Origin of the sequence: Streptomyces sp. NRRL F-6676, assembly GCF_000725625.1 — a bacterium.
Lineage (GTDB): Bacteria > Actinomycetota > Actinomycetes > Streptomycetales > Streptomycetaceae > Streptomyces.
The window spans coordinates 1-19,140 of record NZ_JOHS01000083.1 but is presented as its reverse complement, the minus strand read 5'-3'; the positions used below and the strand labels follow the sequence as shown (position 1 = coordinate 19,140).

Below are 19,140 nucleotides of genomic sequence, written 5' to 3'. Positions count from 1 at the left end.
GGGCCAGTACGCGTGGACGGCGGTCTCGGGCCGTTCGGTGATCCGCAAGGCGGAGGGCAGCGGTCACTACATCTACGTCGACCGCAAGGACATCGCCGTCAATTCCATCCAGCGGGTCGCCGCGCAGGTGACGCAGCGGAACGGCGGCTGGTGGGGCCACGCGGGCCGCTGACGGCGGAGACGCCGGAGGGGGCACCGGCCTGACCCGCGCCCCCTCCGGCACCGGCCGGACGCCTCAGCCCCGCGCGGCGACGAACCCCGGCCCACCGGCGTCCGGAAACGCGGGACCCGGTGGTGTGGTGGGCGGAGGGGTGGGTGGTCAAGGAGTAAAGAAGCGGGGGAAAGAACCCTTCCCACCTGCCAAACCTGCTGTATGTCACTCGGGTGGGTGAAAGCGGCTGGTGTGGCTGGCGTGGGGGGTGTGCGGGCGGGCAGTCTCGGCCCTGACCGACTGCCCGATATGCGTCGGCCCCCGCTGGGACTGCCATCCCGGTGCGAGGGCCTGACCACAGAGGAAGGCAACTCTTCCCCATGGCTGTTGAAAAGCCTATCGCTGGCCTACGCCCGCCGAGCGGTGTTCGTCGAACCGCCACCCACTCCGGTGTCACCCACATCCGCGAGTACCAGCGCGACCGGTACACGATCATCGGCAACCACCTCGCCCAGCACCGCGAGATGTCCGCGCTCGCGATCGGGCTCGCCACGTACATCCTGTCGCTGCCCGACGGCACCCCCGTCGACATCCGCACCCTCGCCGACCGGTTCCCCGAGAGCCGTGACCGCATCGCCTTCGCCCTGCGGGAGCTGGAGGCCCACGGCTATCTGCGGCGGGTACGGGAACGTACGCCGGGCGGCAGGGTGATCACGCGCACGTACGCCTTCAACGCCCCGGCCGCCACGCGGGCCAGGGAGAAGGAGCGGCAGGACGTGACACTGCCGCATCCGGTTCCGCCCCCGGTTCCGTCTCCCGCCGAGCCCGTGGCTCGCGGGTCAGAGGACACCCCGGCCGCGCCCGAAGCCGCGACGGCCGCCGAATCACCCGCCGAATCGCCCACCGAACCGCCCCGCCGTAGCGAGCGGCACGGCGAGGCCGTCGCGCTCCTCGCGCGGTTGCGCCGGATCGACGACCGGCTCGTCCTGTCCCTCCGGGACGTGGACCGGCTCGCGGACGCGGCCGTGCCCTGGCTCGACTGCGGGCTCAGCACCACGGCCGTGCTCCGCACCCTCACCGCGAACCTGCCGACGGACATCAGAAACCCCGCCGCCCTGATCGCCCACCGCCTCCACGAGCTGCTCCCACCGGCACTCCCACCCCGCGCCCCCGTCCCCCGCGAGGAACCTCCACCCCGCCCCCACCCCTTCCAGGACTGCCCCGGCTGCGACCGAGTCTTCCGCTCACCCCAACCGGGCCGCTGCGGCGACTGCCGCTTCGACGAGGCGAGGACGGACGATGCCATTCGTGCGGCGTGAGCATTCCCGGATGGTGCCGGTGTGCCGACAGCGCCTGCGGCTTCCGGGCCCCGGATCGAACGGCCCCCTTCCGAGCTCGGGTTCAGGGACGCGACCGCTGACGGGATTTCGCGTGGGAAGGCTGCCGTGTCCAGGCCGTCCACCGTGGGGGTGCCCCCGCGCGGCGGGCCCACCCGCCCGACTCCGCGTCGGCAAAGGCATGCCCTCCGCGGGCGTAGCGTGGATGGTATGACGACGTACGGATCCTTTCCGGGTACGCGGCCCCGGCGTCTGCGTACCACCCCGGCCATGCGTCGCATGGTCGCCGAGACCCGGCTGCACCCGGCCGACCTGATCCTTCCCGCCTTCGTGCGCGAGGGCGTCGGGGAGCCCGTGCCCGTCCGGGCGATGCCCGGAGTCGTGCAGCACACCCGGGACAGCCTGCGCAAGGCCGCGGTCGAGGCCGTGGAGGCGGGGATCTCCGGGATCATGCTGTTCGGCGTGCCCGAGGAGGAGAAGAAGGACGCCTTCGGCACCGCGGGCACCGACCCCGACGGCATCCTCCAGGTCGCCCTGCGCGATGTCCGCGCCGAGGTCGGCGACGAGCTGATCGTCATGTCCGACCTGTGCCTGGACGAGTTCACCGACCACGGCCACTGCGGCGTCCTCGACGCCGAGGGCCGCGTCGACAACGACGCCACGCTCGAGCGCTACGCCGAGATGGCCCAGGTCCAGGCCGACGCCGGCGCCCACGTCGTGGGCCCCAGCGGCATGATGGACGGGCAGATCGGCGTCATCCGCGACGCGCTGGACCAGATCGGCCGCGAGGACGTCTCCATCCTCGCCTACACCGCCAAGTACTCCTCCGCCTTCTACGGCCCGTTCCGCGAGGCGGTCGGTTCCTCCCTCAAGGGTGACCGCAAGACCTACCAGCAGGACCCCGGGAACATCGGCGAGTCCCTGCGGGAGCTGGCGCTCGACCTGGAGGAGGGCGCCGACATGGTCATGGTCAAGCCGGCCGGGCCCTACCTCGACATCCTCGCGCGGTTCGCCGAGGCCGCCGACGTGCCCGTGGCCGCGTACCAGATCTCCGGCGAGTACTCGATGATCGAGGCCGCCGCGGAGAAGGGCTGGATCGACCGGGACGCGGCGATCATGGAGTCCCTGCTCGGCATCCGGCGCGCCGGGGCGCGGAACATCCTGACGTACTGGGCGGTCGAGGTCGCCCACCGGCTGCGCTGAGGCGCGGGCCGCCGCCGGGCCGGGCCACTGGGGTACGTCGCCCGCGCCATCGGGCCCACATACCGCTGAGGCGCGGTCCGTCCCCTTCGGGACGGCCGCGCCTGTGCGGGGCTGCGCCTCAGTACGTCAGAGTTGCTCAGTACGTTAGAGCGCTCAGTACGTCAGAGCGCTCGGTACGTCAGAGCGCTCAGTACGCCAGGGCGTCGTCCATGCCGCTCTGCCAGTACGTCACCTTCAGCGAGTCGTCCACGTGGACGCCGCCCGACGGCAGGGCCGCGCTGCCCACCGAGCCGTCGTCGAAGGGGACGGTCAGGGTCTTCGCGGTGTAGCCGTTCGACCCGCTGCCGTCGGCGGCCGACAGCAGGACCCCCGCGTACCCGGAACCGCCCGGGGACAGCACCACCGTCGACTGCGGACGCGAGGCGTTCATGACCGGCGGCACGGACTGCGCGTCGCCGAACCGCGCCATCGGGTAGGGGGGCAGGACGCAGGACTTCGAGCCGTGGTTGGTGGCGGTCAGCAGCAGGTGGTTGACGGGGCGGCTCACCTTCGTCGCGGTGAACCGCACGGTGGACGCGGAGCACTTGGCCGGCTTCCCCGAGTCCTCCTTGCCGGCGCTCTGCCCGGCGGAGCTCTGCTTGCCGGACCCCTGCGAACCGGAGGCCTTGGACCCGCTCCCGCCGCTGCCGCTGCCGCCGGCGTTCGTGTCGCTCCCGGTGTTCGTGCCGCCCTTCGCGGCGCCGGAACCGGACTCGGCCGTGCCGGCCGACGAGGTGTCCTTGGAGGCGGAACCGACCGCCGAGGTGCCCGCCGAGGTGGAGCCGAGCGAGCTGGTCTCCGTACCCGTGCCGTCGTCGCAGGCCGTCAGGGCGAACGCGGCCACCGCGATCGTGGCGGCCGCCAGCAGACGGGTGCGGGGGGTACGGAAGGAGGCGCGGGAGGTGGTGCGGGCGGTACGAGCCGTGCGAGCGGACATGGCTGAACTCCTTGGGGAGAAGTGGGGAATGGGGGGTGCCACTCGACCGGTTGCCGGGAGCGGCGTGCTTGGATGACCACAGCTTGGGTCAGCAGTCGTCCCAGTCGCCACAGCCGCCGGGGGATGAGGGACAATGGAACGCTGAGAACGGCCCTGACCTGGGGAAATGGCAACCAGCTGGAATGCGCGTCCGGGACGCGGGGAAAGGGAGAAACGGTGGCGGGGGATGATTTCGCCGAACTGCTGCGGACGCTGAAGGAGCGTTCCGGGCTCAGTTACGGGGTGCTGGGCAAGCGGCTGCACATGAGCGCCTCGACGCTCCACCGGTACGTCAACGGGGACGTCGTACCCGTGGAGTACGCACCCGTCGAACGCCTCGCCCGACTGTGCCGGGCCACACCCGACGAACTCCTCGAACTGCACCGGCGGTGGGTGCGGGCGGATGCGCTGCGGGGGGTGAAGGGGGAGCCGGCGGCGGGGGCGAGTGAGGAGCCGGAGGCACCGGCGGGTTCGGTGACCTCGGCGGCCTCGGCGGCCTCGGCGGCGCCGGCCGCTTCGGAGGCCCCGGACGCGCCGACGGCCTCGGCGGCTGCGGCGGCCTCGGAGGCCCCGGCGGCTGCGGCCGGTTCGGCGGGTGCGGGGACACCGGCCGGTTGGGCGGCGGCGAAGGCGCAGGACGTTCCGGGTGGTTCCGAGCCGACGGAGTCCGACGTCTCCGATCTCCAGGACCCCGTCACCTCGCTCACCCCTTCCGCTCCCCGCCGCCGCCCGCGGCGGACCGCGGTGCTCGCCGGGGGCGGGGTCGTCGCCGTCGCCACCGTGGCGCTGCTCGTCAGCCTGCTGCCGGGCGACGGCGAGCGCGGGACCGGCGCGACGAAGGGAGCCGCGGCCACCGTCTCCGCCGACTCCTCCGTCTCCGCCTCGCACCCCACCCGCAAGGCATCCAAGAGCGCGAGCGCCTCGCCCTCGCCGACCGCGTCCGGCAAGCGCACGGCGACCCCGAAGGCCACCTCCTCACGTGCCGGCGGCACGAACGGCTCCGGGAACTCCGGCGGCGTACCGCTCGCCGTGACCACCAATCCGTACTACTGGGACGCGCCCTGCGAACAGCACTTCCTGCTGGACCGCAAGCCGGAGAACGTCCCGCCGCCGCCGGTCCAGCAGAACGTGGTCGGCTGGGTCACTCCGTTCGACGGGGTCGCCGCCGACAGCCAGACGGTCTCCCTCGCCGTGCAGGGCACCGGCCCGGAGACCGTGGTGCTCCGCGAACTGCACGTGCGGGTGGTGAGCAGCAACCCGCCGCTCGGCTGGTCCAGGTACGCGATGGGCATCGGCTGCGGCGGCACGGTGAACACGAAGTCGTTCGACGTCTCGCTCGACCAGGGCGACCCGCTGGCCATGCCGATCGGGGGGCAGCGGAACTTCCCGTACCGGGTGAGCGAGTCCGACCCCGAGGTGTTCTACGTCACCGCGCACACCAGCGGGCATGACGTCCGCTGGTACCTGGAGATGGACTGGTCCAGCGGGAACCGCAAGGGCACGATCCGGATCGACAACCATGGGCAGCCGTTCCGTACGAGTGCGGGGGAGAAGTCGTACTACGGGTACGCCTTGACGGGGGACGGGGGCTGGGAGCGGGTGGAGAACGAGGACTGAGGCCGGTACGGCGCGTTCTGGCTCGGGGGCTTCTGGGGGTGTGGCGGGTGCGTCGTGGTTGCTCGCGCGGTTCCCCACCGGCCGTCGGTCATCCACCCGTGCCGAACCACGTCTCCGCAAGCACATCCAGGCGCGGCTCCGCCGGAGTCGGCAGCTCGCGGAAGTAGAACGGCAGGTCGCAGTACAGGTGCAGGAGCAGGTACGCCAGCATCTGGTCCGGATCGAACGGCTCGCGCCCGTACGCCCGGAAGAAGCGCCGCATCTGCCGCGGCTGCCCGTACGTCACGAACGCGCCGACGCTGGCGAAGTCGTACACCGGGTCGCCGATCAGCGCCGTCTCGAAGTCGAACAGGCCCGTCAGGCGCCAGTTCTCGCGGGGCGCGACGGTCAGGTGCTCGCGCATGAACTCGGTGTGCAGCAGCACGCGTTCGTCCGTGACCGGAAGCCGTACCGAGTCCAGGAAGTCGGGGATCTGCTCCAGCCAGACCCGGGGCACCTGCTTGGCGCTGTGCAGCCTCATCGCGTCCGCGCGCCGATCGGCGACGAACTCGTCCCAGTCGAGCGGCGGGATCGAGCCCTTCAGCGGGGTGATGTCCATCTTGTGCAGCGCGGCGAGAACTTCGCCGGACTCGCTGATCAGCCGGTCCTTGTCGGCCGGCGGGATCCGGTGCCAGCCGCGGGCCATGTCGATGCCGGTCAGGCGCGTCATCATCACATAGCGCCAGCCGTTCACATGCTCGTTCGTGGTGATCAGACGCGGGGTCTCGACGGGCAGCTGGCGCCACAGATGGTCGAGGACGACCGCCTCGAAGGAGGACTTGGCGGCCTGGAACCCCGGGTAGAACTTGAACACCATGTCGTCCCCGACCGCGAACACCGGCAGGGAGCCGTTCTCGAAGGGGACCACCGGCGCTCCGTAGAGCCCCAGTTGGTGCACCAGTTCCCGGCAGGCGGCCCGCGTCAGTTTCTCGTCGGCGCGCACCGCTTGCAGCTCTTCGAATGTGTCCACTGTGGGCAACATGCGCGGCAGCCTACGACCCCCGGCGGCGTTCGTATGCAGAGAACAAGAGCTGTGTAACTCTCCCGGGTTGTTCGTCCCCGAACCGCTTGCGCGGACGGCCGGGACCGTACTCGCGCGCGCAACCGAAAGGGGCGGCACCGCCGTCGCGATGCCGCCCTCTCCCTGAGTTCGCCCTGAGTCCCTGAATCCCGGTGACCCTCAGAGCCGCTCGGGCGTCCTGATGCCGAGCAGCGCCATGCCCCGGTGCAGCGTGCGCGCCGTGACCTCGCACAGGAAGAGCCGGTTCTCCACCTGCTCCGGCGACTGGGCCTTCAGCACCGGGCACTTGTCGTAGAACGCCGTGTACAGCGACGCCGCCTGGTACAGATACGCGGCCACCTTGTGCGGGGCGTACTCCGCGGCCGCCTCCAGGACCGTGTCCCCGAACGCGTCCAGGTGCAGGCCCAGCGCGCGCTCCGCCTCGTGCAGCACCAGCTCCGGGTGGGCGGCGGGGCGGACCTCGCCGGCCTTGCGGAGGATGGACCGGATCCGGGCGTAGGCGTACTGGAGGTAGACGCTGGTGTCGCCGTTGAGCGAGACCATCTGGTCCAGGTCGAACTTGTAGTCGCGGCTCGCCGACGTCGACAGGTCCGCGTACTTCACGGCGCCGATGCCGACCTGCGCCGCCCGCTCCTGGATCTCGTCCTCGGTGAGGTCCCGCGCCTTCTCCCGTACGACCTCCGCGGCCCGCTGCACGGCCTCGTCCAGCAGGTCCTCCAGGCGCACGGTCTCGCCCGCACGCGTCTTGAACGGCTTGCCGTCGGCGCCCAGCACCGTGCCGTAGGCCATGTTGTGCGCGGTGACGTCGTCACCGAGCCAGCCGGCCCGGCGGGCGGTCTCGAAGACCATCCGGAAGTGCAGCGCCTGGCGGACGTCCACGACGTACAGCAGCGTGGTGGCGTGCAGGTCCTGGACGCGGTTGCGGATCGCGGTCAGGTCGGAGGCCGCGTAGCCGAAGCCGCCGTCCGCCTTCTGCACGATCAGCGGGACCGGCTGGTCGTCCTTGCCGCGGATCTCGTCGAAGAACACCACGAGCGCGCCCTCGGAGCGGACGGCGACGCCCATCTCCTCCAGGAGGCGGGCGGTCTCGGGCATGCCCTCGTTGTACGCGGACTCCCCGACGATCTCCTCGTCACGGATCTCCATGTCGAGCTTGTCGAAGACGGAGTAGAAGTAGACCTTCGACTCGTCCACGAACTGCTGCCACAGCTCGCGCGTCTCCTTGTCGCCGGACTGGAGGGCGACGACCCGCTTGCGGGCCCGCTCCTTGAACTCCTCGTCCGCGTCGAAGAGCGCGCGCGAGGCCTTGTAGACCCGGTTCAGGTTCGACATGGCCTGCTCGCCGTCGACGTCGTCGGCCGGGGCCAGCTCGCCGGGGTGCTCGAACAGGTACTGGATGAGCATGCCGAACTGGGTGCCCCAGTCGCCGATGTGGTGCCGGCCGATCGTCTTCTCGCCGGTGAAGTCGAGCATGTTGCGCAGGGCGTCGCCGATGACCGCCGACCGCAGATGGCCGACGTGCATCTCCTTGGCCACGTTCGGCTGGGCGTAGTCGACGACCGTGATGCCTGCGTCCCGCTTCGGCGGCACGCCGAGGCGCTCGCCGTCCGCGAGCCGGGCGGCGAGGTTGGCGGTGATCGCCCGGTCGGCGACGGTGATGTTGAGGAAGCCGGGTCCGGAGACCTCGACCTCCTTGATCAGCTCGTCACCGGTCGTGAGGTGGGCGACGACCTCCGTCGCCAGCTCCCGAGGGTTGGCCTTCGCCTTCTTGGCCAGGGCGAGGATGCCGTTGGCCTGGTAGTCCGCCCGGTCACTACGTCGCAGCAGCGGGTCGGCACCGGCGGCCTCCGGCCGGGTGGCCGAGAGGGCGGACGCGAGCTGCTGCTGGACGGAGTCGCTGAGGGGCGTGACCGAGGTCATAGGAAGGGTTGCCGTTCTCCTCGAGGGATCGGATGGGCACGCCCAGTATCCCATGGGGGGTAAAGCGGTTTTCCCGGTCGCACGCCGGGATGGGAAGATGGAGACGCCCATCAAGAGGACCAGAAATCAAGAGGACGTGCCGAACGTGGCTCAGAGCACCGAGACCACCGACTGGGTCTCCCGTTTCGCGGACGAGGTCATCGCATCGTCGGAGCGCCGCGCCCCCGGGAAACCCGTCGTCGTCGCGTCCGGACTCTCCCCGTCCGGCCCCATCCACCTCGGCAACCTGCGCGAGGTCATGACCCCGCACCTGGTCGCCGACGAGATCCGCCGCCGGGGGTACGAGGTCCGGCACCTGATCTCCTGGGACGACTACGACCGCTACCGCAAGGTGCCGGCCGGCGTCCCCGGCATCGACGAGTCCTGGGCCGAGCACATCGGCAAGCCGCTCACCTCGGTGCCGGCGCCGCGCGGATCCTCGTACCCGAACTGGGCCGAGCACTTCAAGGCCGCGATGACCGCCTCGCTGGCCGACCTCGGCGTGGAGTTCGACGGCATCAGCCAGACGGCGCAGTACACCTCCGGCGCCTACCGCGCGCAGATCCTGCACGCGATGAAGCACCGCGGCGACATCGACGCCATCCTCGACCAGTACCGCACGAAGAAGGCCCCGGCCAAGAAGCAGCAGCAGAAGCCGGTGGACGAGGCCGAGCTGGAGGCCGCCGAGGGCTCCGGCGCCGCCGCCGAGGACGACGGCAGCTCCGGGAGCGCCGGCTACTTCCCGTACAAGCCGTACTGCGGCAACTGCGAGAAGGACCTGACGACGGTCACCGCGTACGACGACGACACCACCGAGCTGTCGTACACCTGCACGGCGTGCGGGCACACCGAGACCGTCCGGCTCAGCGAGTTCGACCGGGGCAAGCTGGTGTGGAAGGTCGACTGGCCGATGCGCTGGGCCTACGAGGGCGTGATCTTCGAGCCGAGCGGCGTCGACCACTCCTCGCCGGGCTCCTCGTTCCAGGTCGGCGGCCAGATCGTCACCCTCTTCGGCGGCGAACGCCCGATCGGGCCGATGTACGCCTTCGTCGGCATCTCCGGCATGGCCAAGATGTCGTCCTCGAAGGGCGGCGTGCCCACGCCGGCGGACGCGCTGAAGATCATGGAGCCGCAGCTCCTGCGCTGGCTCTACGCCCGCCGCCGCCCCAACCAGTCCTTCAAGATCGCCTTCGACCAGGAGATCCAGCGGCTGTACGACGAGTGGGACAAGCTGGCCGCGAAGGTCGCCGACGGGTCCGCGCTGCCGGGGGACGTCGCCGCGTACACCCGGGCCGTGGGCACCGCCGCCGGTGAGCTGCCGCGCACCCCGCGGCCGCTGCCGTACCGGACGCTGGCCTCCGTCGCCGACGTCACCGCCGGGCACCGGGACCAGGCGCTGCGCATCCTCTCCGAGCTGGACCCGGCGCATCCGCTGGGGTCGCTGGACGAGGCGCGGCCGCGGTACGACCGGGCGGAGGCGTGGATCAACACGCACGTCCCCGCCGACCAGCGCACGATCGTCCGGACCGAGCCCGACGCCGAGCGGCTGAAGTCGCTCGACGAGCGGGGGCGGCAGTCGGTGCGGCTGCTGCTGGACGGACTGGAGGCGAACTGGTCGTTGGACGGGCTGACGCACCTGGTGTACGGAGTGCCGAAGGTGCAGGCGGGGTTCTCGGCGGACGCCACGCCGAAGGAGTTGCCGGCGGAGATCAAGACGGCGCAGCGGGCGTTCTTCGCGTTGCTGTACGAGCTGTTGGTGGGGCGGGACACGGGGCCGCGGTTGCCGACGCTGCTGTTGGCGGTGGGGCAGGAGCGGGTGCGGACGTTGCTGGGGGAGTAGTTTCCGCCCCCGCCGTCCCTGCGGCCCCTGCCCTCCCGTCCCTTCGAGGGGCTCCGCCCCTTGACCCCCGGACGGTGCTTCGCCCCGTTCCGCGCCCATGCGGCTCCGCCGCGTGGGCGCGGCCGGCTCACGCGATGTGGTCGTCCTCCAGCTCCGCCGTGTGGCGGTTGGTGAAGCGGGTGACCATGCGCTTCGCCTCCTCGCCCGGCAGCCGGCTGCCGAACTCCGCCTCCACGTTGTCCCCGAACTCCCTCGGCGTCGGGTAACTCCCGTTGATCGACTTCTTGAAGACCTGGTAGTAGGAGTCCTCGTCCGGCTCCGGCGCCGGCGTCCCGCCGCCCTCGCCCAGCTCCCGCGTCCGGTTCGGCCCCGCCGGGATGGGGAATCTCCCCGTGTCCTCCGGCCCCGCCGGGATCGGGAAACTCCCCGTGTCCTCCGGCCCCGGCGCCTCGAACTGCTCCGCCGGCTGCTCCTCGTACCACTGCTCGTACTGGTCCTCGGGCCCGTACGTGGGGTCGTACGACGGGTCGTACGAGGGGTCGTAACCGCCCTGGTAGTTGATGTCCCGCGGCGGCCTGAACCACGGGCTCTGCTCGCCGCCGGGGCCGTCCCGGACGTCGGGCGGCAGCTGCTCCTCGTAGCCCTCGAAGCCGCCGGGGCCCTCGTACGCCTCGAAGCCCTGCGGCCCCTGCTGCCCGGCGGGGCCCCGCGCCGCGCCGCCCGCCAGCTCGGGCCGGTGGCCGCCGGACGGGGCCGCCCCGGCGGCGGACGCCTCGCCGGGCACCGGCTCCACCGAAGCCGGAGCCGAAGCCGACGCCGGAGCCGACGCCAGCGACACCGGCGGCAGCACCGCCGGCTCGATGCCCGCCGCCGCCAGTCCCGACGGCGCCGTCTGCGCCAACGGCACCCCGTACCGGGCGAGCCGCAGCGGCATCAGCGACTCCACCGGCGCCTTGCGCCGCCACGCCCGGCCGAAGCGGGAACGCAGCCGCGCCTGGTACACCAGCCGCTCCTGCTCCAGCTTGATCACCTGCTCGTACGACCGCAGTTCCCACAGCTTCATCCGCCGCCACAGCAGGAACGTCGGCAGCGGCGAGAGCATCCAGCGGGTCAGCCGCACGCCCTCCATGTGCTTGTCGGCCGTGATGTCCGCGATCCGGCCGACCGCGTGCCGGGCCGCCTCCACCGACACCACGAACAGCACCGGGATCACCGCGTGCATGCCCACGCCCAGCGGGTCCGGCCAGGCCGCCGCGCCGTTGAACGCGATCGTCGCCGCGGTCAGCACCCACGCCGTCTGGCGCAGCAGCGGGAAGGGTATGCGGATCCAGGTCAGCAGCAGGTCGAGGGCGAGCAGTACACAGATGCCCGCGTCGATGCCGACCGGGAAGACGTAACTGAAGTTCCCGAAGCCCTTCTTGAGCGCCAGCTCCCGCACGGCCGCGTACGATCCCGCGAAGCCGATCCCGGCGATGATGACGGCACCGGTGACGACCACGCCGATGAGCACCCGGTGCATCCGTGTCAGCTTCAGTGGCGCGGCCACCCTGACTCCCCTCCCTGTGCGTGTTGTTGCGCGGAACAGAGTGGCACACATGTGCGGGTGAACGGACGCCCGGTCCGGAAGCGACCGGGAACCGATACGCGAAGGGCCCGGTCCGCGCCGGACCGGGCCCACGAAACTCCGCCGGCAACCTCAGCTGTCGGCACCCGACTTGAGGGAGGCCCCGGCCGAGGGCGACGACTTCGAGTCCTTCGCCGCCTTGGTCTCCTTCGCGTCCTTGGAGTCTGCCGAGTCCTTGGAGTCCTCGGAGTCCTTGGAGGAGTCCTTGGAGGAGTCCTTCGACGGTGACTTCGACGCATCGGCGCCCGAGTCCGAACCCGAACCCGAACCCGAGTCCGAACCCGAACCGCCGTCCGTGTTGGCCGACGTGACCGAGGCCACCGCCTCCTTCGCCGCCTTCTTCGCCAGCTTCACCAGGCCGTCCGCGTCCGGCGTCTTGTCGCCGGCCAGCCCCGCGCCGTTGTAGTCGAGCGTGACGACCACGTTCTCCACGCGCGCGACGACCGTCTGCTGCTTGAAGGTGCCCTCCTTCTTCTTCAGGTCGTACCGCACCAGCGTCGCCTCGTCGCCCGTGCCCGGCACCGGCTCCGTCTTCGTGTTCTTGGCGCCCTCGGTCGCCTGCGCGTCACCGAGCTGCTTGGTGTAGTAGGCCTTGGCCTGCGTCTCGCCCTCGCCCCGCGAGGCGTCCGAGTCGAAGCGCAGCAGGGCGACGTTGAGCCAGCGGTACTGCGAACCCTTCACCCCGTTGTCGTCGAGGCTGTCCCAGGAGCAGTTCGAGCGGGTGTCCGTCTCGTCGGAGCTGCCCTTCTTCGGCGACTTCACGCCCTTGGGGACCAGGTCCTCCAGGGTCTTCCTCGGCAGCACGGCACACGGCTCCGGCAGCTTCGCGTACGCCGCCTCGCGCACCGCGTTCGCCGACTGCGACGCCGAGCCCGACGGCGTCGCGCTCGACTCCGGCTTCTTGGCGTCGCCGCCGTCGTCCGAGGAGCCGGAGGAGCAGCCCGCGGCGAGCAGCAGCGCCGGGACGACGGCGGCCGCGCCCCACAGCAGCCTGCCGGGCCGCCGTGCGCCCCGCGGGCCGTGCCCCTCGTGCCCCGCGCCGTCCGCGGGCGAATGCTCTCGACGGTCTCGCTGTGCAGGTCGGTGCATGGTTCCTTCACTCATGACGCTTTTGTGCTTCGTGCGGTCGGACGGGTCCGAGGGGCCACGGTACGCGGTGGGAACAGCCCGCGGTTCCGGTTCGGGTGCGCGCTGCCCGCACCCCGACGACCGCCGCGGGGCCGCTAACCCTCGAAGGAGTCGGCCAGTTGCCGCGCCAGAATCTGGGCCCTGTCCTGCATTTCCGCGCTGCCCGCGACCGTGCCGGTACGCGTCGGCTGCTCCTCGTACTGGACCGTCACGAGCACGTTGGACGTGCGGAACACCACAGTCACCGTGCGCTGCTGGGTGGGGCTCAGCTCGTCGTCCAGGAAGGCCTCGTCGCCCAGACCGTCGAGCGCGCGCGGCTGGACGGTGGCGGAGGCGGAGGCGGCAGGGTCGGAGGAGGAGCCTCCGGAGGAGTCCGCGCCGCCGGACGCGGAGTCCTCGGCGGAGGCGCCCTTCGAGCCCTTGCCCTCCGTCCCCTCCGTCCCCTTCGAGCTCTTCGTCCCCTTCGAGTCCTTCGAGTGCGAGGGAGACGCCGTGCGGGACGGGGTGACGGAGGTGGAGGCACCGCCCTCCGGGATGTCCGCCGCGTCCTCCTTCTCGCCGAACACCCGCGCCGCGCTGTCGTCGTCGCTGACCGAGGAGTCGTACGACACGACCCGCTCGAAGTCGATGTACAGCTGGTCCGAGGCGGAGTCCGACTCCGCCTTCCAACGGCAGCCGGAGCGGCGGTCGTTGTCGTAGGTGAGGGTCGCGGTGCCGTCGTACGCCTTCTCGCGCTGCTCCTCGTCCGTCAGCTGCTTCAGGCCGGGCAGCAGCGTCTCGAGCTGGTCGTGGTCGGGCGCGGTGCAGGCGTCGGAGAGGGTGCTGTACCTGCCGGGCTGGGCGACCGGGGTGGAGGTGGCGGAGCCGCCGGCCTTGTCGTCCTGGGCCGAGCCGTCGCCGGAGCCGCCGGTGCACGCGGCGAGGAGCGCCGCGAGGAGCGCGACGGCGGCCGGGACGTACGCCTTCCGCTGCACGGTTCAGGCTCCTCTCGTCGGGTTCCCCGGGCCGGGTCCGGCGGGCGGGGGCGGGGCGTGCCCTGCGGTTATTCGGTTGCCGCGCGGTAGGTGCCCCTGGGGACAATGTCTATCGCACGCGCTGCCGTGGATGCCGGTCCGTTGTCCGGTACGACGACCTTGGCGACGGTTTTTGCGCTTTGCGGCTTCTGTTGTGTTTACGGGGAATGGGGACGGCATGTCGTACGTGGAGGTACCGGGCGCGAAGGTCCCGATCCGAATGTGGACCGACCCTGCGGGGGTCGAGGACGTGGCGATGCAGCAGCTGCGCAACGTCTCGACGCTGCCGTGGATCAAGGGCCTGGCCGTCATGCCGGACGTCCACTACGGCAAGGGTGCGACGGTCGGCTCGGTCATCGCGATGCAGGGGGCGGTCTGCCCGGCGGCGGTGGGCGTGGACATCGGCTGCGGCATGTCGGCGGTGAAGACGTCCCTGACGGCCAACGACCTCCCCGGCGACCTCTCCCGCCTCCGCTCCAAGATCGAACAGTCCATCCCGGTCGGCCGCGGCATGCACGACGACCCGATCGACCCCGGCCGCTTCCACGGCCTGGCGACGGCGGGGTGGGAGGGGTTCTGGGGGCGGTTCGGGGGTGTCGCGGAGGCGGTCAAGTTCCGTCAGGAACGTGCCACGAAGCAGATGGGAACGCTCGGATCGGGAAATCATATGATTGAGATATGTCTTGATCAGGCAAATTCTGTATGGCTGATGCTGCACTCCGGTTCCCGGAACATCGGCAAGGAGTTGGCGGAACACCACATCGGCGTGGCCCAGAAGCTTCCGCACAATCAGGGCCTGGTCGACCGCGACCTCGCGGTCTTCGTGTCGGACACCCCGCAGATGGCCGCGTACCGCAACGACCTCTACTGGGCCCAGGAGTACGCCAGGTACAACCGGACGATCATGATGGCGCTGCTGAAGGAAGCCGTCCGCAAGGAATTCAAGAAGGCGCGGCCCACCTTCGAGCCGGAGATCTCCTGCCACCACAACTACGTGGCGGAGGAGCGCTACGAGGGCATGGACCTGTTGGTCACCCGTAAGGGCGCGATCCGGGCGGGCTCCGGCGAGTACGGGATCATTCCGGGATCGATGGGCACCAGTTCGTACATCGTGAAGGGCCTCGGAAACGAGGCGGCGTTCAATTCGGCGTCGCACGGAGCGGGCCGGCGCATGAGCCGCAACGCGGCGAAGCGCCGGTTCACTGTCCGGGACCTGGAGGAGCAGACACGCGGAGTGGAGTGCCGCAAGGACTCCGGCGTGCTCGACGAGATCCCCGGGGCCTACAAGAACATCGACCAGGTGATGGCTCAGCAGAGCGACCTGGTGGAGGTCGTGGCCAAGCTGAAGCAGTTCGTCTGTGTGAAGGGCTGAGGTGAGCGGGTCCCCGGCGGGGACCCGCTCACGCGGTCACTTGTCGCTCGGCATCGGGACCTTGCCCGTGCGCAGTCGCCAGAGGCGGATGTAGCAGCTCTTCTCGGTGCGATCGAGTTCCCTGGCCGAGGCGGCATCGTCGTTCAGCCGCAGCAGAACGCGGTCCTCCCGCGCAGTCCAGCGGCGGCGGTCGGGGGCGATCCTCATGTCGACGGGACGAACCCAGGCGGCCAGCGAGTCGGCCGCAGCCCTTTTCCTTTCCAGGGCCAGGCAACCCGGATAGTAGAGATGGGCACCGAGCGCCTGTGCCGCTTCCTTGACGTAGAGGATGTTGAAAACGGCGTCCCGGGCGTTGCGCTTGAGTGAGCGCTCGGCACCGCTGATCTTGCCCGCGGCGAAACAGAAGTACGAGCCGATGGCGGCGCTGGCCGTGGTGAGGCTGACAAAGGGGTAGCCCTGCCCGGTGATACCGACGGACCCGTCGGCGTCGAGCAGCCCCCGCAGGTAGTCGGGGACCGCGAAGCCCGGGCCGGGCGGCGCGATGGTGAGGGACTTACGGCCGTAGGGCATGCCGAGTTCGTTGATCCGGGTCCTGGCTTCTAGGGAGTACAGGCTCCAGGTGGCCGAGTGATGCGTCGCGGCGAAGTTCGTCGACCGGATCCGCTCCCTGATGCTGCTGTTGTACGGGGTCAGCTTCTGGAAGGCGCGCAGGATGTCGATGTCCCGCACGTTCACTTCCACCGTCAGGCGGCCCTTCTGTCCCATGCCCTGATGCACATGCCCGTCCGCCTGCAAGAAGCCGAACATGTAGGCGTACTCGGGGACCGTGAGGTCCATGAAACCCGTCGTGTCGACGCCGAGGGCGTCGTCGAGGGTGAATTGGTGCGCGTTAGGCTCGCGTTCGGCCACAGGGAAGCCCACTTCCTTGGCGGTCGGGCCCTCGGTCCGGGATGCAGCCCCGGCCCGAGGGCCGTCTTCGTTCGAGGTTGTGGCGCGAGCCTAGGTCGGTGGTTCGAGCGTCGCTCCGGTGATCGGTGAGGTTCATCCCTGTGAGTGAGCGGCGCCGCTCGGCGTCACCGTTCGCGGTGGACCTTCGTGTTGGAGGCCTGGGCGCGGGGGCGGACCACCAGGAGGTCGATGTTGACGTGGGAGGGGCGGGTGACGGCCCAGGTGATCGTGTCGGCGACGTCGTCGGCGGTGAGGGGTTCGGCGACGCCCTCGTAGACCTTCGCCGCCTTCGTCTCGTCGCCGGCGAAGCGGGTGAGGGCGAACTCGTCGGTCTTCACCATGCCGGGGGCGACCTCGATCACCCGGACCGGGGTGCCGACGATCTCCAGGCGCAGCGTCTCGGCGAGCACGTGCTCACCGTGCTTGGCGGCGACGTAGCCCGCGCCGCCCTCGTACGTGCCGTGGCCGGCGGTGGAGGAGACGACGACCACCGTGCCGTCGCCGCTCGCGGTGAGCGCGGGGAGCATCGCCTGGGTCATGTGCAGGGTGCCGAGGACGTTCGTCTCGTACATCCGGCGCCACTCCTCGGGGTCGCCGGTGGCGACCGGGTCGGCGCCCAGGGCGCCGCCCGCGTTGTTGACCAGGACGCCGAGGGTGGGGAAGGCGGTGGCGAACTCGTCCACCGCCGCGCGGTCGGTGACGTCCAGCGCGTACGCCGTCGCGGAGTGGCCGGCCGCGGTCAGTTCCGCGGCGAGCGCCTCGATGCGGTCCTTGCGGCGGGCGGTGAGGACGACGCGGTAGCCGGCGGCGGCCAGCTGCCGGGCCGTCGCGGCACCGATCCCACTGCTCGCGCCGGTGACGACGGCGATGCGGGAGGCGGTGGAGGTCATGGGTGCTCCTGCGCGGTGTGGGTGGAAGGGGGCGGTGCGGTGGGGTGCGGGTGCGGGCGGGTGGCTGGGGGCCCGGTCGTCAGGATAGGTGGCCCGGCTCGGGGGGACGCGGGGTGGGCCGGGCCCGCGGGGGCGGTTGGAATAGGCGGGGCGGGGGCATCGTTGGCAGGGTATAGTTGAACCGTCAACAAACCGGAGGGTGAGCGGCCATGCAGTTCGGGATTTTCAGCGTCGGGGATGTCACGCCCGACCCGACCACGGGGCGCACGCCGACCGAGCGTGAGCGCATCAAGGCCATGGTCGCCATCGCGCTGAAGGCGGAGGAGGTCGGACTCGACGTCTTCGCGACCGGTGAGCACCACAACCCGCCCTTCGTGCCCTCGTCGCCGACGACCATGCTCGGCTACGTCGCGGCCCGCACCGAGCGGCTGATCCTCTCCACCTCCACCACCCTGATCACCACCAACGACCCGGTGAAGATCGCCGAGGACTTCGCGATGCTCCAGCACCTGGCCGACGGCCGGGTGGACCTGATGATGGGGCGCGGCAACACCGGCCCGGTCTATCCCTGGTTCGGCCAGGACATACGTCAGGGCATCAACCTCGCGGTGGAGAACTACGCCCTCCTGCACCGGCTGTGGCGCGAGGACGTCGTCGACTGGGAGGGGAAGTTCCGCACCCCGTTGCAGGGCTTCACCTCCACCCCGCGCCCGCTGGACGGCGTGCCGCCGTTCGTCTGGCACGGCTCCATCCGCTCCCCGGAGATCGCCGAGCAGGCCGCGTACTACGGCGACGGCTTCTTCCACAACAACATCTTCTGGCCCGCCGACCACACCAAGCGGATGGTCGAGCTGTACCGGAGCCGGTACGCCCACTACGGGCACGGGAGCGCCGAGCAGGCGATCGTGGGGCTGGGCGGTCAGGTGTTCATGCGGAGGAACTCCCAGGACGCGGTGCGGGAGTTCCGGCCGTACTTCGACAACGCGCCGGTGTACGGGCACGGGCCGTCGCTCGAGGACTTCACCGAGCAGACGCCGCTGACCGTGGGCTCGCCGCAGCAGGTGATCGAGAAGACGCTGGGCTTCCGCGAGTACGCCGGCGACTACCAGCGCCAGCTGTTCCTGATGGACCACGCGGGGCTGCCGCTGAAGACCGTCCTCGAGCAGCTCGACCTGCTCGGCGAGGAGGTCGTGCCGGTGCTGCGCAGGGAGTTCGCCAAGGACCGCCCGGCGGATGTGCCGGACGCGCCGAACCACGCGGCGCTGGTGGCCGCGAAGGCCGCCGGCCAGGAGCAGCAGAAGAAGGAAGGGGCGCGCGCATGAAGCTCGTCGTCGTCTCCGCGGGGCTGAGCGTGCCGTCGTCCACCCGGCTGCTCGCCGACCGGCTGGCCGCGGTCGCGGCCCCGGCCGCCACCGCTCCCGAGCCCGCTCCGGCCGACGTCCGGGTGATCGAGCTGCGCAACCTCGCCGTGGAGATCGCGCACACCTTCACCAACGGGTTCCCGGCGCCGGCGCTCGCGGACGCGTTCGCCGAGGTCGCCGCGGCCGACGGGCTGATCGTCGTCACGCCGGTGTTCTCGGCGTCGTACAGCGGGCTGTTCAAGTCGTTCTTCGACGCGCTGAGCGTCACCGACGAGGACGCGCTCACCGGGAAGCCGGTGCTGATCGCCGCGACCGGCGGTACCGCGCGGCACTCCCTGGTGCTGGAGCACGCGCTGCGGCCGCTCTTCGCCTACCTGAAGGCGGTCGTCGTCCCCACCGGGGTCTACGCCGCCTCGGAGGACTGGGGTGCGGAGGGGCTGGACGCGCGGATCGGGCGGGCGGCGACGGAGCTGGGCGCGCTCATGGCGGGGCTGTCGGGGCCGTCTGGGCTGTCGGGGGCGTCGGCGGGCCGCCGGGTGCCCCGACGTGACTCCTTCGAGGAGGTCACGCCCTTCGAGGAGCGGCTCGCCGCGTTGCGGGGGTAGGGGGCACGGGGGGTGGG

Annotated in this window: 15 protein-coding genes; 7 read left to right on the top strand and 8 right to left on the bottom strand. The window is 71.0% G+C overall.

All coding sequences use genetic code 11. From position 1 onward, the window contains the following. Positions 1–531 precede the first annotated feature (531 nt). Complete coding sequence (locus tag IO29_RS38185) at positions 532–1,470, top strand: helix-turn-helix domain-containing protein (protein ID WP_030383148.1); 939 nt, start codon at positions 532–534, stop codon at positions 1,468–1,470. Positions 1,471–1,698: 228 nt separating this feature from the next. Next, the gene (hemB, locus tag IO29_RS29930) at positions 1,699–2,691 is read left to right on the top strand and encodes a porphobilinogen synthase (RefSeq protein ID WP_030383147.1); all 993 of its coding nucleotides are present in this window, start codon (positions 1,699–1,701) and stop codon (positions 2,689–2,691) included. 187 nt (positions 2,692–2,878) lie between these two features. Here hemB and IO29_RS29925 read toward each other — a convergent pair whose 3' ends face one another. Further along, positions 2,879–3,667, bottom strand: coding sequence for a DUF4232 domain-containing protein (locus IO29_RS29925; protein WP_051708001.1), 789 nt, complete (start codon positions 3,665–3,667; stop codon positions 2,879–2,881). A gap of 216 nt (positions 3,668–3,883) precedes the next feature. Between IO29_RS29925 and IO29_RS29920 the strand changes: the two genes are divergently transcribed. After that, positions 3,884–5,323, top strand: coding sequence for a helix-turn-helix domain-containing protein (locus IO29_RS29920; RefSeq protein ID WP_030383145.1), 1,440 nt, complete (start codon positions 3,884–3,886; stop codon positions 5,321–5,323). An 88-nt stretch (positions 5,324–5,411) separates the two neighbouring features. Here IO29_RS29920 and IO29_RS29915 read toward each other — a convergent pair whose 3' ends face one another. Beyond that, complete coding sequence (locus tag IO29_RS29915; protein WP_234316397.1) at positions 5,412–6,332, bottom strand: phosphotransferase family protein; 921 nt, start codon at positions 6,330–6,332, stop codon at positions 5,412–5,414. Between the two features lie 210 nt (positions 6,333–6,542). Then, on the bottom strand, positions 6,543–8,303 hold the full coding sequence (gene argS / locus IO29_RS29910; protein ID WP_030383143.1) for an arginine--tRNA ligase: 1,761 nt from the start codon (positions 8,301–8,303) through the stop codon (positions 6,543–6,545). Between the two features lie 136 nt (positions 8,304–8,439). Between argS and lysS the strand changes: the two genes are divergently transcribed. Beyond that, positions 8,440–10,182 (top strand): lysine--tRNA ligase, encoded by a 1,743-nt coding sequence (gene lysS, locus IO29_RS29905; RefSeq protein ID WP_030383142.1) that lies wholly within the window; start codon positions 8,440–8,442, stop codon positions 10,180–10,182. A 127-nt stretch (positions 10,183–10,309) separates the two neighbouring features. Here the strand turns inward: lysS and IO29_RS29900 are convergent, their stop codons facing one another. The 3 genes from IO29_RS29900 to IO29_RS29890 all read right to left on the bottom strand — a co-directional run bounded on the left by IO29_RS29900 (position 10,310) and on the right by IO29_RS29890 (position 13,908). Beyond that, complete coding sequence (locus IO29_RS29900; protein WP_030383141.1) at positions 10,310–11,701, bottom strand: DUF2637 domain-containing protein; 1,392 nt, start codon at positions 11,699–11,701, stop codon at positions 10,310–10,312. Positions 11,702–11,878: 177 nt separating this feature from the next. Then, complete coding sequence (locus tag IO29_RS29895; protein WP_033226824.1) at positions 11,879–12,895, bottom strand: DUF3558 family protein; 1,017 nt, start codon at positions 12,893–12,895, stop codon at positions 11,879–11,881. 134 nt (positions 12,896–13,029) lie between these two features. Beyond that, on the bottom strand, positions 13,030–13,908 hold the full coding sequence (locus IO29_RS29890) for a hypothetical protein (protein ID WP_030383140.1): 879 nt from the start codon (positions 13,906–13,908) through the stop codon (positions 13,030–13,032). A 217-nt stretch (positions 13,909–14,125) separates the two neighbouring features. Here IO29_RS29890 and IO29_RS29885 point away from each other — a divergent pair, with 217 nt between their 5' ends. After that, a complete protein-coding gene (locus tag IO29_RS29885; RefSeq protein WP_030383139.1) occupies positions 14,126–15,319 on the top strand; it encodes an RtcB family protein in 1,194 nt (397 codons plus the stop codon). A gap of 36 nt (positions 15,320–15,355) precedes the next feature. On the opposite strand, the gene IO29_RS29880 is transcribed toward IO29_RS29885, so the two are convergent. Further along, positions 15,356–16,228: an LAGLIDADG family homing endonuclease gene (locus IO29_RS29880; protein WP_030383138.1), complete on the bottom strand. Its 873-nt coding sequence runs from the start codon at positions 16,226–16,228 to the stop codon at positions 15,356–15,358. A 164-nt stretch (positions 16,229–16,392) separates the two neighbouring features. Beyond that, the gene (locus IO29_RS29875) at positions 16,393–17,157 is read right to left on the bottom strand and encodes an SDR family NAD(P)-dependent oxidoreductase (protein WP_030383137.1); all 765 of its coding nucleotides are present in this window, start codon (positions 17,155–17,157) and stop codon (positions 16,393–16,395) included. A gap of 209 nt (positions 17,158–17,366) precedes the next feature. Between IO29_RS29875 and IO29_RS29870 the strand changes: the two genes are divergently transcribed. After that, a complete protein-coding gene (locus IO29_RS29870) occupies positions 17,367–18,479 on the top strand; it encodes an LLM class flavin-dependent oxidoreductase (protein ID WP_030383136.1) in 1,113 nt (370 codons plus the stop codon). Then, positions 18,476–19,123, top strand: coding sequence for a CE1759 family FMN reductase (locus tag IO29_RS29865; protein ID WP_030383135.1), 648 nt, complete (start codon positions 18,476–18,478; stop codon positions 19,121–19,123). The genes IO29_RS29870 and IO29_RS29865 overlap by 4 nt, the downstream gene beginning before the upstream one ends. Positions 19,124–19,140 lie beyond the last annotated feature (17 nt).

Excerpts from the sequence above, each read along its gene's own strand:
- IO29_RS29870 (WP_030383136.1), top strand. The coding sequence starts at position 17,367 with ATGCAGTTCGGGATTTTCAGCGTCGGGGATGTCACGCCCGACCCGACC.
- IO29_RS29885 (WP_030383139.1), top strand. The coding sequence starts at position 14,126 with ATGTCGTACGTGGAGGTACCGGGCGCGAAGGTCCCGATCCGAATGTGG.
- IO29_RS29895 (WP_033226824.1), bottom strand. The coding sequence starts at position 12,895 with ATGCACCGACCTGCACAGCGAGACCGTCGAGAGCATTCGCCCGCGGAC.
- IO29_RS29865 (WP_030383135.1), top strand. The coding sequence starts at position 18,476 with ATGAAGCTCGTCGTCGTCTCCGCGGGGCTGAGCGTGCCGTCGTCCACC.
- IO29_RS38185 (WP_030383148.1), top strand. The coding sequence starts at position 532 with ATGGCTGTTGAAAAGCCTATCGCTGGCCTACGCCCGCCGAGCGGTGTT.
- IO29_RS29900 (WP_030383141.1), bottom strand. The coding sequence starts at position 11,701 with ATGCACCGGGTGCTCATCGGCGTGGTCGTCACCGGTGCCGTCATCATC.
- IO29_RS29875 (WP_030383137.1), bottom strand. The coding sequence starts at position 17,157 with ATGACCTCCACCGCCTCCCGCATCGCCGTCGTCACCGGCGCGAGCAGT.
- IO29_RS29925 (WP_051708001.1), bottom strand. The coding sequence starts at position 3,667 with ATGTCCGCTCGCACGGCTCGTACCGCCCGCACCACCTCCCGCGCCTCC.
- hemB (WP_030383147.1), top strand. The coding sequence starts at position 1,699 with ATGACGACGTACGGATCCTTTCCGGGTACGCGGCCCCGGCGTCTGCGT.
- argS (WP_030383143.1), bottom strand. The coding sequence starts at position 8,303 with ATGACCTCGGTCACGCCCCTCAGCGACTCCGTCCAGCAGCAGCTCGCG.